This is a genomic window from Actinomycetospora sp. (assembly GCF_036497245.1).
Classification (GTDB): Bacteria; Actinomycetota; Actinomycetes; order Mycobacteriales; family Pseudonocardiaceae; genus Actinomycetospora.
The window spans coordinates 1-11,602 of the sequence record NZ_DASXJS010000026.1; the positions used below are offsets into that span (position 1 = coordinate 1).

Below are 11,602 nucleotides of genomic sequence, written 5' to 3' on the forward strand. Positions count from 1 at the left end.
CCCGGGCACTGGGTGCCCGAGCTCGTCCGCCGGGCCGGCGGGGAGCCGATCTCGGGTGCCGACGGCGGGCGCAGCGTCGCCGTCACGTGGGAGGACCTCGTCGACGGGGAGCGCCCCGACGCGGTGGTCGTCACCCCCTGCGGCTTCGGGCTGGAGGCCGCGCGCGAGCAGGCGGGCCCGGTCGCGGCCCGGGTGCCGGGGGTGCCCGTGGTCGCGATCGACTCGGCGTCGTACGTGGTGCGGGCGGCGCCGCGGCTCGTCGACGGGATCGAGGCGCTGGCCCACGCGCTGCACCCCGACGCCGTGCCCGAGCCGCCGTCGGGACGGGTGGCGCGGGTGGCCTGACCCGCGCGGGTCAGGCCAGACGCCGCGGTCCGGGTCCTTCCTCACCCAGCTGGTCGCCGGGGTTGGCCATGGCGCAGCGGTCGAGGGAGAGGCATCCGCAGCCGATGCAGCCGGAGAAGTCGTCGCGCAGCTGCTGCAGGCGCCGGATCCGGTCGTCGAGCTCGACGCGCCAGGCGCGGGAGAGCTTCTCCCAGTCGGCACGGGTGGGCGTGCGCGAGTCGGGGAGCTCGTCGAGGGTCTCCCGGACCTGGGCGAGCGGGATCCCGACGCGCTGGGCGATGCGGATGAAGGCGATGCGGCGCAGGACCTCACGCCGGAAGCGCCGCTGGTTGCCGGAGGTCCGGCGGCTCTGGATCAGGCCCTCGCGCTCGTAGAAGTGCAGCGCGGAGACGGCGACCCCACTGCGTCGCGAGACGTCCCCGACGGTCAGCTCGGCATGGGCCGGAGTCATGGACCGACCGTGGACCTGCACGTTGGTCCAGGTCAAGCCGGACCGGGAGGACCGTCCCGGTTCCGGTCCGGTCCTCCCGCCCCTGCGCGCGCCCGACGCTCCCCCCGGGGCCCGGTCGCGCGCACCGTCGTCGCCGACGGTCGCCCCCCGTGAGCCGCCGGGGCACTCGCCCGCCCCGCGCTCACGTCCCTTCCAACGGCCGATCAGCTCCCGGAGAACGGGTCGCTGGACGCCGCCACCTGACCGGGGGACATCCGTCACGGGAATCGACTGCCGAGAGTGTTCGGCAAAGGTGTCGATGCGGCCAGGCGTGTCAGGCCTGGGTGGCGGCGAGAAGCCGGACGGTGGCGAGCGCGGCCTCCTCGGTGCTCGCCCCGGCCGCGTCGGCCCAGGTGGAGACCGGGTGCGCGGACCCGCCGAGCGCGGCGAGCAGCCCGGGCGGCACCGTCGCCGGGGCCTCCTCGACGGGGGCCTCGACGTCCACGACCACCTCGTCGCACGCCGTCAGGATCTCCGTGCGCCGGCGCGCCAGGTGCTCCGCGAGCAGCCCCCGGAGCTCGCCGAGCGCGTCCTCGCGGCCGGCCGCGAGGTCGGCCCCGGCCCGCCGCAGCAGCGCCCGCAGCGTCTCCGGGGGCAGGCCACGCCCGACGTCGGATCGCGGAGCCGGCTCGGCGGGGACCCCACGTCGCTCGTCGCGGCGGCGCTGCTTCGCCGCGCGGCGCTCGCGGTTGGTGCCCACGTCGTGATCGTCGCAGCCGTCGCCCGATCGGTGGCCACCGCGTCGGGCTCAGTCCAGTGCCTCGCGCCCCACCCGCAGGCTGGCGGCGTCCGCGGCCTCGCGCCCGGCCTGCCAGCCCGCGCTGTTCCCGACGGTGAACCGCTTGGTGGTGATCCGGGGGAAGAGCTCCGCGGTCGTGCGCTCGACGACCTCGCCCCGCGCGGCGAGCACCGGGAGCAGCGCGTCGCCCGCCGTGGCCACCGCCTCGTCCCGGGCCGCGGTCTCCGCCTCCCGCAGCCGTTCCCCGATCCGGGTGGCGTAGGAGAGCAGGAACGCGTGCCGGAACGACCGGGTCCGCGAGCGGCCGGCCCGCGCCGAGCCCCCGTCGCTCCGCTCGTCCCCGACGGCCCGTGACCCCTCGGCCGCCATCGCCCGGCCCGCCTGCACGAGCAGGGACGTCACGAGCAGTTCGACGGTCTCCAGGTCGGTCGGCCAGCCGATGACCGTCACGAGGTCCAACGCGGCGAGGCTGACCGCGCGGCAGCGGTTGGCGCCTGCGACCTGGTGCACCAGGCTCGACTTCGCCGAGGTGTACGGCGCGTCGAGCCACATCCGCCGCACCGCGGCCCTCGTGGCGGCCCCGCCCGTGGTCGCGGCGACCACCGCCTGCTCCAGCGCATGGCGGGCCATGAGCTCCTGCGCCTTCGCCGAGAGCGCCTCCGCCTCCTCGGGGAAGGACGTGGACTCGGCCTTGGCGAGCAGCCCCCGCACCCGCGCGAGCACCCGCGGGTCCACGCCCGCCGTGTCGGCCGGCTCGGCCGGGAGCTCACCGGCGGGCAGCGGCGGCAACCGCCGTAGCTCCCCGACCAGGCGCACCACCCACCCGAGCGTCTCGGCGCCGGTGAGGCCCCGCACGGTGCGCCACTGACCGACGAGCGGGCGCCCGACGTCCCACCAGAGCTGCCCGTCGACCCCCGTCAGCGACCAGGTCGCCGGACGCCGACGCCCGTCCGCCACGAGCACGTCCCCGGCGAGCGCCACCACCGCCGACCCCAGCCGGCGGCGCAGGACCTCGACGACGTCGCGCGGGGTCCAGCCCCGCGACCACAGCGGGTCCACCGCGTCGAGCAGCGCGCGCTCGGCCGCCGGGTCCAGCACCGCGTCCGCCCACCGGCCGGCCAGCATCGCCCGGACCCGCCCGACGCCGTCGGGACCACCCGGACAGGCGGCCGCGAGCTCGGTCAGCAGCGTCGCGGCATGCGTGACCGGGTCCTCGGGGGGAGGGTCGGGTCTCCGGCTCATGGCGCCTCCGATCATGGTCGTCATCAGCTCGGAGACGACGAGGGGCCCACCGGTTCCCTCCGGGCGGATTCCGGGCGTCAACATGGGCCGAATCGCGGGCGGCGCTAGTCCGTTGAGACTGGCGAGGAGGTGGGTCACCGTGACGGCGACGGCGGAGCGGACGGGGGAGGACGGGCACGAACCCGTGACCACCGACGACTCCCACGGTGCCCCCGCGGCCACCGTGGCTCCTGCCTCCGCAGCTCCTGCCCCCGCGGCTCCTGCCGCGGCGACCCGGACCGAGCCCGCCCCGGCGCAGCCCCACCGCACGGTCCTCGCCCGCCTCGATGACAGCACCTCCGGTCTCGTGGTCACCGGTCTCGACGACGAGGCCCGCGCCGTCGTCGTCCGCGGGCTGCGCCGGGCCGGCCGCCGGGTCCTCGTGGTGGCCACCACCGGCGCCGAAGCGGCGATCTGGCGCCGGGACCTCGGTGAGCCCGCCGCGACCACCCACGGCGTCGCTCCCGGACTGACCGGCACCGAGGACGAGATCGCCGAGCGGCTGGCGGCCACCGCCGACACCGACCGGTGGCTCGCCGACCTCCTCGGACCCGCCGAGGCGGCCGACGCCGTGCCACCGCTCGAGGCGGCCGAGCTCACCGACCTGCGCCGGCTGCTCCTCGCCGAGCACGGCCCGCGCCCGACGCTCGACCCCGCCCGTCGCCATCAGGTGCTCCCGCCGCCCGCGGAGCTCCCGCCGGAGCCGCACGTCGAGCAGCTCGCGGACGAGCTCCTCGACGTCGTGGGCCCCGCGACCTCCCCCGCCCGGGAGACCGCTCGGCCCCTCGTCGCCGCACTCGCCTGCCTGCCCCCCGACGCCGCGGGCGGGCTCGACCCGGTGCTGCGCCGGATCGACGAGGCCGTGGTGGCGCTCGGGCGCGCCGGTGAGGACGCGGCGTGGGCCCGGCACGTCATCGACGGGGTCCTGCAGGGTCGCGCCGCCGCGGCGTGGTCGCGGGTCGCGGGCGTCCTGCCCGACGTCGAGCGGGTCGCCGAGCACGACCACGGCTCCGGTCCGGCGCAGGTCCGCATCACCTCCGACGGCGTCGACCCGGGCGCGGCCGCCGCGGCGTTCGAGCGCTACGCGGCCTTCCTCGACACCGGCGGCACGCTGCGGCGGATGTTCAAGTCCGAGGAGCAGCGCGCCGTCGAGGCGCTGCTGCCCGCGCTCGCGATCAACCGCGTCGACCCGACCAGCGCCCAGGGCGCGGCGGCCGTCGCGCACCACCTGCGACTGCGACAGTTCGAGGCGGGCGTGGCGACGGCATTCGCCGGGCTGGGGCGGACCGTGCGCCCCGCCGAGCAGCGGGCCCTGCTGGTGCACCGGCTGCTCTCGCTGCGGGAGCTCTGCCTGCGCACCGGCGCCGTCCTGGACGCGGTCGAGCAGCTGCGCACCCTGTTCGCGAGCCTGCCCGCCGCGGTGCGGCCGCCGACGGACGGGCTCGCCGCGATCGGCCGGGTCGTCGCCACCGGGCGGCGGCTCGTGTCCCGCGGGAGTGCCGACCTCGCCCGTCGGGAGCTCGGGGACGTCGTCGCCCGCCTGGACGACGTGGCCCCGTCCGCGGAGCAGGCGCCGGAGCTGCGCGCCGCGCTGGCGGCGCTGTTCCGCCTCGACGTCGTGGCTTACGCCCGGGCGGTCGAGGCCACCGATCTCGCCCGCGACGAGCAGCGCGACCTGCGCCGCAGCGACACGCTCGCCGCCCGGCTGACCGACCGGCCCGCGCTGCTCGAGGCCCTCGACGCCGACACCTCCGACGAGACCTGGCGCCCGCGCGAACTGCGTTGGTCGCAGGCCTGGGCCCACCGCAGCGGGCTGGCCTGGCTGACGGGCCGCGCCCCCGGCGCGGTCACCACGACGGCGGCCCTGGCCGGGCGGGAGCAGGCGGCCGCGGCCGACGTCGACCTGGTGGTCGTCGGCCCGCTGCGCGACGGCGAGGACCCACCGGCCGCCTGGGGCGAGCGACCGGACCACGTCGTCGACCTGCCCGGCTTCCCCGACGACGGGCGCGCGCTCCTGGTGCTGCGACCGGCCTGACGCTCCTGGCCGACGTGGTGGCGGCGTGAGCGGCGGACCCGGGTCAGTCGTCCCAGGTGTCGGCGGGCAGGCCCGCCGCGCGCGCGAGCCTGCGGTGGTGGCCGAGGGCGCGGGCGAGCCGATCCAGCCCGCCGAGCAGCGCACGCTGCAGGATCGCAGGCGGCCCGGCCAGATAGCCGTCCTGGAAGCGCCAGAGGAGACCGAGCGCGAGCGGGTCGAGCGGGACTCCGCTGCGGGTGAGCCGCCCGAGACGGTCGAGCGCGAACATCAGCTCGAACATCTGGCGGTGGTGGCCGGGCGGGCGTACCTCGTGGTCCATGACGAGCTCGGCCTCCTCGACCCGGGACTCGTGCACCGCCCCCGCGGGGATCGTGACGATGTCGCCCGGACCGAGCGAGTGCCAGGTCCCGTCGACGGCGAGCGCCAGGCGCCCGCCGCGGACCGCGAAGGTCTCGGTGACCTCGGGGTGCCAGTGCGGCCCGGCCAGCGCCGTCTCCCGGGACGTGCGGTGCTCCAGGCGCAGGGAGTCGGGGGTCTGCTCGACCACCCGGGCGCTGCTGGTGCCGTCGCGGGACTCCATCGCCCACCTCCTCGCGTCTACGACGCAGCGTAGGAGGTATCCGGTCCCTCGGCGAGCGCGACGCCGTACTTCTCCCGCAGGAACCGCTCGGTGTAGAGGTGCTCGGCGGTCTCCATGACCCGGGCGATCTGGCGGGCGGAGAGCACGACGCCGAGCCCGGTGCCGAGTGCGGGCATCCCCCGGGCGATCTCGCAGTGGGCCGCGTGGGTGAGGGCGGGCCAGGAGACGGGGCTCGCGGCCGCGTCCGGGAGGGCGACCACGCGGGCGGGGTCGGGCGAGAGGCCCGCGGCGAGGACCGCGAGGGCGAAGTCCCGCTCCGCGGGCTCGGCGGGGTCGTAGCCGTAGTGCAGCGCGATGCGCGCGACCGCGCGGGTGCACGTCGCGGCGGCGAGGACGGTGTCGAGCGCGGCCGCCGCGAGGGCGGCGGCGACGCCGGTCACGGCGCCGGAGGCCCCGGCCGCGGCGCCCGCCGCGGCCCCGGTGAGCCCGCCGCGCACGCCTGCCGCACCGACGTGGAGGCGGGCCAGCGAGGCGCGGGCCGCACGGAGGTCGTCGACGTCGAGGCGGCGCAGGTCCGCGGGGGCCTCCACCGCGTGCCCGATCGCGGCGAGTGCCGCGACGACGTGGTCGGGGCGCCCGGCGATCGACCAGCCCAGGCGCACCCCCGCCTCGCGCAGCCCGGCGGTGACCGCTCCGAGGACGAGGTCGTCGACCAGCCCCGCGCCGGGGAGGAGGCGCAGGCCGGACATCGCGAGGGACCCGACGCGGCCCCACCAGCCGGTGTCGGGCGGGTCCGCGGCCCGCCATCGCCGCACGGCGTCCCACGCGCGGGCGTCACCGGCGGTCATGACGGCCAGGTCGGGCGCGAGCGGGGCGCTCATGGGAGCGAACGTTAGGGACTGCGGGCGGCCCTGTCGTGGAGGCCACGTGGACGGCGGATGAACCGCCGATATCGCCGTGATCGCGGTGTCGGGAACCCGGTCACGCCTCCTCGGCCAGGACCTCCTCCGGGGGCTCCTCACCGAACGGGATCTCGTACTTGTCGTGCAGGAACCGCTCGCGGTAGAGGTGCTCGGCGGCGTCCACGACCCGCCCGAGCAGCCGCGCCGAGAGCGCCGCCCCGATCCCGACGCCGACCACCGGGACGAGCTGGGCGAGCTCCCGCTGCCCGATCTGGGAGAGCAGACGCTGGTGCACCGCGTGGCCGAGGCGGCGGAGCTGGCGCTGCTGGCGCTTCTTCTTCTCCTTGTCCTTCTCGCGCGACGCGATCAGCGACGCGACCTCCTCGTAGGCCCCCGGGGTGTCGGCCTCGTTCGAGAGCCCGACGGCGAGGATCGCGAGCGCCAGCACCTGCTCGGAACGTTTGGTGACGTCGTAGCCGTAGTAGGCGCCCACGTGCGCGACGGCCCGCGTGCAGGAGGCGACGGTGAACAGCGCGTCACCGGTCAGCGAGGCGACGACGACGGCGACCCCCGGCAGACCCCCGAGACCCACCAGGCTCGAGCCGCCTGCGGCCGCCGAGGCGCCCGTGGTGAGCAGCAGGCTCGTCGTCCCGCCCTGGACGGCCCCGACCACGGGGTAGGCGAGGTCGAGGCGGGGCATGGCGTCCTGGACGTGGGTCACGTCGAGGCGGCGGATGTCCTTGAAGTCGGCGACGTCGTGACCGCGTGCGCGGTAGCGGGCGAACACCGCCTCGCGGCGCAGGGTCGCGGCGCCCGCGCCTGCCCCGGCGGCGGCGAGCTGGTGCAGGACGTCGTGCACGCCGTCGTCGATCTGCTGCACACCGGGCACCCGCCGCAGGCCGCCCTGGATCATCGACCGCACCTCGGTGACGGTGTCGCGCAGCGGGGCGAGCGTGCCGCCGCCGTCGTCGTCGGTGATGCGTTCCTTCCAGTCCGCCACCTCGCGCCACTGGTCGACGTCCGCGCTGCTTACGGGCGCCGTGTCGGGCAGGTCCGTCGTCGCCGTCACGCCCGGACCGTACCCATTCCGTCGGGATGTGCGTCCGCGGCGAACCAGGTCCCGTCCGCGGCGCGGGTGACGACGACGTCCGCGGCGGCCCGGGTGCCGTCGGCCGCGGCGAGCTCCTGCTCCTGGCGCTCGAAGCTCGCGCGGTGCGGGGCGTAGAGGGCCCAGTCGTCGCGGGCGCGCAGGCGGCGCTCCCGCTCGGGGGGATCGGCGTCGACCCAGACGAGCAGCGAGAGCGCGTCACGCAGCGACCGTGCGCCCGCCCCGCAACCCTCCAGCACGACGACCGGGCCGACCGGCCGGGGGCGCGCAGGGGCCACGCGGTCGTGGCGCCAGTCCCACGGCTCGACGACCGGGACATCGCCGCGGGACAGCGGGAGCACGACCTGGTCACGGGCACGCCGCGGGCCGGCCGCCAGGCCCTCCCACCCGAGGTAGAACGTCTCGACCGACAGCACCGTCAGCGTCGGGTCGGCGCGGCGGAGGTCCACCGCGAGGGTGGTCTTGCCCGCTCCGGAGAAGCCGTCGACGCCGATCAGCCGGACGGGTCCCGCCCGCGGGGGCGCGCCACGGGCGCGGGCGAGCAGGCCGGCGGCGGTGATCGTCTCGATGTGGGCGAGGTTAGCCGGGGCGCGGGCCCGGTTGCCCGCCATCGGTGGTGCTTCGCTGCCCCCTTGGGGAGAGGAGGGGTTTGTGGGTCAGGTGGGGCGGTGCACAGATTCCCCAGCATCCGCCGGTGCCGCCGACCGCGAGGAGACGCCGATGTCCGCGCAGACCGAGACCACCACCTCCGGATCCGGACGCGAATACTCCGCCATCGACATCTCGTCCCGGGAGTTCTGGGACACCACCGCCGAGGAGCGCGAGGAGACCTTCGCGCGCCTCCGTCGGGAGGATCCGGTCTCCTGGCAGCGCCCGGTCGAGAACGCCGTGGCTCCCGACCCGGACGACGTGGGGTACTGGGCGGTCGTCACCCACGCCGACATCACGACCGTGAGCACCGCCAACGACGTGTTCGTCTCCGGGCAGGGGGTGCTGTTCGACGCGCTGCCCCCGGAGTTCCTGGAGATGACGCAGTCGTTCATGGCGATGGACAACCCGCGGCACAACGACCTGCGCAAGATCGTCCAGAAGGCGTTCACGCCGAAGCAGATCCGGCGCATCGACGAGCAGGTCGAGCAGGCCGCGCGTGAGGTCGTCGACTCCTTCGCCGGCGAGCCCTCCGGCGAGATCGAGTTCGTCGACCGCTGCGCGAGCCGGCTGCCGCTGCGGATGTTCTCCGCGATGTTCGGCGTTCCCGAGCACCTGCAGGAGGAGACGGCGAGCGCCGCGCAGGAGATCGTCTCCTGGGCCGACCCCGAGCACCTCGCGGGGCGTGACCCGTCGCAGGTCCAGGTGGAGGCGGCCCAGAAGCTGCACGCCATCGCGGCCGAGATCATCGCCGAGCGCCGCGAGAACCCGACCGAGGATCTGTTCACCGGTCTCATCCAGGCCGAGGTCGACGGCCAGTCGCTGACCGACGCCGAGATCGGGGCGTTCTTCGTGCTGCTCTCGGTGGCGGGCAACGACACGACCAAGCACACGTCGACGCTGACGATCAAGCACTTCACCGAGAACCCCGACCAGCGCGACTGGCTCGCGGCGGACCTCGAGGAGCGTCTCGGCACCGCCGTCGAGGAGCTCATCCGCTACGCCACGCCGGTGATGACCTTCCGGCGCACCGCCGTCGCCGACACCGAACTGGGCGGCCGGACGATCCGCGAGGGCGAGAAGGTCGTCATGTTCTACCCCTCGGGCAACCGGGACTCCGACGTGTTCGACGACCCGGGCGCGTTCGACCTGGCGCGCAATCCCAACCCCCACGTCGGGTTCGGGGGCGGCGGCACCCACTTCTGCCTGGGCAACCAGCTGGCGAAGACGATGCTGCGGGCCCTGTTCCGCCAGATCGTCACGCGGGTGCCCGACATCCACGTCACCGCGGAGCCGGAGCTGCTGGGCACGAACTTCATCCGGGGCGTCAAGCGTCAGCAGGTGGCGTTCACGCCGGAGCAGGTGCGCTGACGCGCTGGTGAGCTGAAAGTGTGGTGATACCCGCACTTTCTGCTCACGAGGCCGGAGGCTACCTACTCATGCCGCAGTCACCTGTCGAGCGGGGACACAAGCGCGTCCGGGCGGTCCGGGGCGGACGGGTCGTCGTCGACACCCTCGCCCCGGTGCTCGTCTGGGAGTGGCCGTTCTACCCGACCTACCACCTGCCGGTCACCGACGTCGACCTCGCCGCGCTCCCGCCCGACGCCACCCGCCGGCTCACCCTCGACGTCGAGGGCTTCCCGGTCGACGTGGTGCGCGTCGACTGGAACGCGATGGACCAGTGGTTCGAGGAGGACGAGCCGGTCGGGGTGCACGCCCGCGACCCGTACGTGCGCATCGACGCGCTCGCGAGCTCTCGGCACGTCGAGGTCGCCGTCGACGGCGTGGTGATCGCCGACTCGACCCGCCCGACGGTGCTGTTCGAGACCCGTCTGCCCCCGCGCTTCTACCTACCGCTGCCCGACGTCCGGCTCGACCTGCTGCGCTCGTCGGACACCGTCACCCTTTGCCCCTACAAGGGGACGGCCACCTACTGGTCGGTCGAGCTGCCCGACGGCACCCGGCACCCCGACCTGTTCTGGACCTACCGCGCACCGCTGCCCGAGAGCCAGAAGGTCGCCGGGCTCGCGGCGGTGTGGACGGAGAAGGTCGACCTGCGGCTCGACGGAGTCGCCCAGGAGCGGCCGCGCACCCACTTCGAGGTACCCGGCACGTGACCGGCGCCGACCGCGTCCCGCCCGCCTGCGATCCCCGTCGGCCCGGTCATCGGGTGGCGAGGCTCCTGCCGGCCTCGGCCGCCGTCTCCTCGGCGTCCTTGCGCATCTGCGCGGCGAGCTCGGTGAACTCGTCGAGCGCCGGGTTGATCCCGACCAGGGTGAACTCGCGCTCGATGACGGTGAGCTCGGCGCCCCACACGTCGGCCAGGATCCGGCGCAGATAGTCCGTGCTGTGGTCCCAGCCCTCGCGCGGGGTGCCCGGGCCGTAGGAGCCACCGCGGGTGGTCACCAGCACGACGGGCGTCCCCTCGAGCAGGCGCGCGCCCGGCTCCGCCCCGGCGATGGCGACGTCCATCCAGGCCTTCACGTGCTGGGAGACCCCGAAGTTGTACAGCGGGAAGGCCAGCACGGCGGCGTCGGCGGCGCGCAGTTCCCCGGCGATGCTCGCGGCCACGCCCAGGGCGTCGGTCTGCCCGGGGGTCCGGTCGGCCTCGGGGGTGAAGGCGCCCGCGATGGCACGCGCCCAGACGTCGGCGGGCACGGGGTCCTCGCCGAGATGACGCGTGAGGACGGGCTCGTCGGGGCGAGTGGCGGTGAACTCGGCGAGGACCAGGTCGGCGAGCTCGCTGCTGGCCGAGCGGGGCCCCTGGATGCTGGCGTCGACTCGAAGCAGGGTCATGAGGGTTCTCCTGGGCGGATGCCATGGGGGACGCCGGACGTCGATCGGGTCGACCGGGCCGACGCGCCCCAACTTGAACGTGCAAATTCGAACCTACGCCGGGCAATTTGAATGTTCAAGTCCAGGCGCTAGACTGAGTCCGTGTCGGAGGCGTCGCGGGACCGGGACGAGCAGTGGCTCTCCCGTGAGCAGCTGCACGAGTGGGTCGCCCTGATCGCGATGGTCATGACCCTGCCGGTGGGCCTGGACGCCCAGTTGAAGAAGGACGCAGGCCTCAACCTCTTCGAGTACCACGTGCTGGTCGAGCTCGCCGCGGCGCCGGGACGGATGCGCGTGATGACCGAGCTCGCGAACCACACCCGGGGGTCGCTGTCGCGGCTCTCGCATGCGGTGTCGCGCCTGGAGGCCGCGGGATGGGTACGGCGACAGGCCTGCGGGGGCGCGGGACGGCGGACCGAGGCCCACCTGACGGACGAGGGTTGGCAGAAGCTCCAGGAGAGCGCGCCGGGTCACGTCCGCGAGGCACGCCGGCTGGTCGTCGACGCCCTGACCCCCGCGCAGCTGGAGGGCCTCGGCGCTGCCGCCCGCCGCATCGTCGCCGCGGCCGACCCCGAGATCGCCGCCACCCTCCCTCACCCCTGTTCCTGACCGGCCGCCACGGGTTCCCCGAAACGGCCA

At 75.4% G+C, this 11,602-nt stretch carries 13 protein-coding genes; 5 read left to right on the plus strand and 8 right to left on the minus strand.

Translation table 11 applies throughout. The annotated features are described in order from the left end of the window. The coding region (locus VGI02_RS03525; protein WP_414638187.1) for an ABC transporter substrate-binding protein at nucleotides 1-345 on the plus strand (345 nt) is incomplete at its 5' end. A 10-nt stretch (nucleotides 346-355) separates the two neighbouring features. Here VGI02_RS03525 and soxR read toward each other — a convergent pair. The 3 genes from soxR to VGI02_RS03540 all read right to left on the minus strand — a co-directional run bounded on the left by soxR (nucleotide 356) and on the right by VGI02_RS03540 (nucleotide 2,816). Further along, a complete protein-coding gene (soxR, locus tag VGI02_RS03530; protein WP_331625872.1) occupies nucleotides 356-796 on the minus strand; it encodes a redox-sensitive transcriptional activator SoxR in 441 nt (146 codons plus the stop codon). Between the two features lie 313 nt (nucleotides 797-1,109). Next, a complete protein-coding gene (locus tag VGI02_RS03535) occupies nucleotides 1,110-1,535 on the minus strand; it encodes a hypothetical protein (RefSeq protein WP_331625873.1) in 426 nt (141 codons plus the stop codon). 48 nt (nucleotides 1,536-1,583) lie between these two features. Beyond that, nucleotides 1,584-2,816 (minus strand): DUF2786 domain-containing protein, encoded by a 1,233-nt coding sequence (locus tag VGI02_RS03540; RefSeq protein ID WP_331625874.1) that lies wholly within the window; start codon nucleotides 2,814-2,816, stop codon nucleotides 1,584-1,586. A 139-nt stretch (nucleotides 2,817-2,955) separates the two neighbouring features. Between VGI02_RS03540 and VGI02_RS03545 the strand changes: the two genes are divergently transcribed. Continuing rightward, a complete protein-coding gene (locus VGI02_RS03545; RefSeq protein WP_331625875.1) occupies nucleotides 2,956-4,890 on the plus strand; it encodes a hypothetical protein in 1,935 nt (644 codons plus the stop codon). Between the two features lie 43 nt (nucleotides 4,891-4,933). On the opposite strand, the gene VGI02_RS03550 is transcribed toward VGI02_RS03545, so the two are convergent. The 4 genes from VGI02_RS03550 to VGI02_RS03565 form a co-directional block, all read right to left on the minus strand. Then, on the minus strand, nucleotides 4,934-5,470 hold the full coding sequence (locus VGI02_RS03550) for a cupin domain-containing protein (protein WP_331625876.1): 537 nt from the start codon (nucleotides 5,468-5,470) through the stop codon (nucleotides 4,934-4,936). Between the two features lie 17 nt (nucleotides 5,471-5,487). Continuing rightward, nucleotides 5,488-6,351: an EcsC family protein gene (locus VGI02_RS03555; RefSeq protein WP_331625877.1), complete on the minus strand. Its 864-nt coding sequence runs from the start codon at nucleotides 6,349-6,351 to the stop codon at nucleotides 5,488-5,490. A gap of 100 nt (nucleotides 6,352-6,451) precedes the next feature. Further along, nucleotides 6,452-7,441 carry an EcsC family protein gene (locus VGI02_RS03560; protein ID WP_331625878.1) on the minus strand — a complete coding sequence of 330 codons (990 nt, stop codon included), beginning with the start codon at nucleotides 7,439-7,441 and terminating at the stop codon, nucleotides 6,452-6,454. Beyond that, complete coding sequence (locus VGI02_RS03565) at nucleotides 7,438-8,091, minus strand: uridine kinase family protein (RefSeq protein ID WP_331625879.1); 654 nt, start codon at nucleotides 8,089-8,091, stop codon at nucleotides 7,438-7,440. Before VGI02_RS03565 ends, VGI02_RS03560 begins: the two co-directional genes overlap by 4 nt. 109 nt (nucleotides 8,092-8,200) lie before the next feature. Here VGI02_RS03565 and VGI02_RS03570 point away from each other — a divergent pair, with 109 nt between their 5' ends. Continuing rightward, a complete protein-coding gene (locus VGI02_RS03570; protein WP_331625880.1) occupies nucleotides 8,201-9,499 on the plus strand; it encodes a cytochrome P450 in 1,299 nt (432 codons plus the stop codon). Between the two features lie 68 nt (nucleotides 9,500-9,567). Continuing rightward, complete coding sequence (locus VGI02_RS03575) at nucleotides 9,568-10,245, plus strand: DUF427 domain-containing protein (RefSeq protein WP_331625881.1); 678 nt, start codon at nucleotides 9,568-9,570, stop codon at nucleotides 10,243-10,245. 46 nt (nucleotides 10,246-10,291) lie between these two features. On the opposite strand, the gene VGI02_RS03580 is transcribed toward VGI02_RS03575, so the two are convergent. Continuing rightward, the gene (locus VGI02_RS03580) at nucleotides 10,292-10,924 is read right to left on the minus strand and encodes an FMN-dependent NADH-azoreductase (RefSeq protein WP_331625882.1); all 633 of its coding nucleotides are present in this window, start codon (nucleotides 10,922-10,924) and stop codon (nucleotides 10,292-10,294) included. Between the two features lie 141 nt (nucleotides 10,925-11,065). Between VGI02_RS03580 and VGI02_RS03585 the strand changes: the two genes are divergently transcribed. Beyond that, complete coding sequence (locus tag VGI02_RS03585; protein WP_331625883.1) at nucleotides 11,066-11,572, plus strand: MarR family winged helix-turn-helix transcriptional regulator; 507 nt, start codon at nucleotides 11,066-11,068, stop codon at nucleotides 11,570-11,572. The last annotated feature ends 30 nt before the right edge of the window (nucleotides 11,573-11,602 follow it).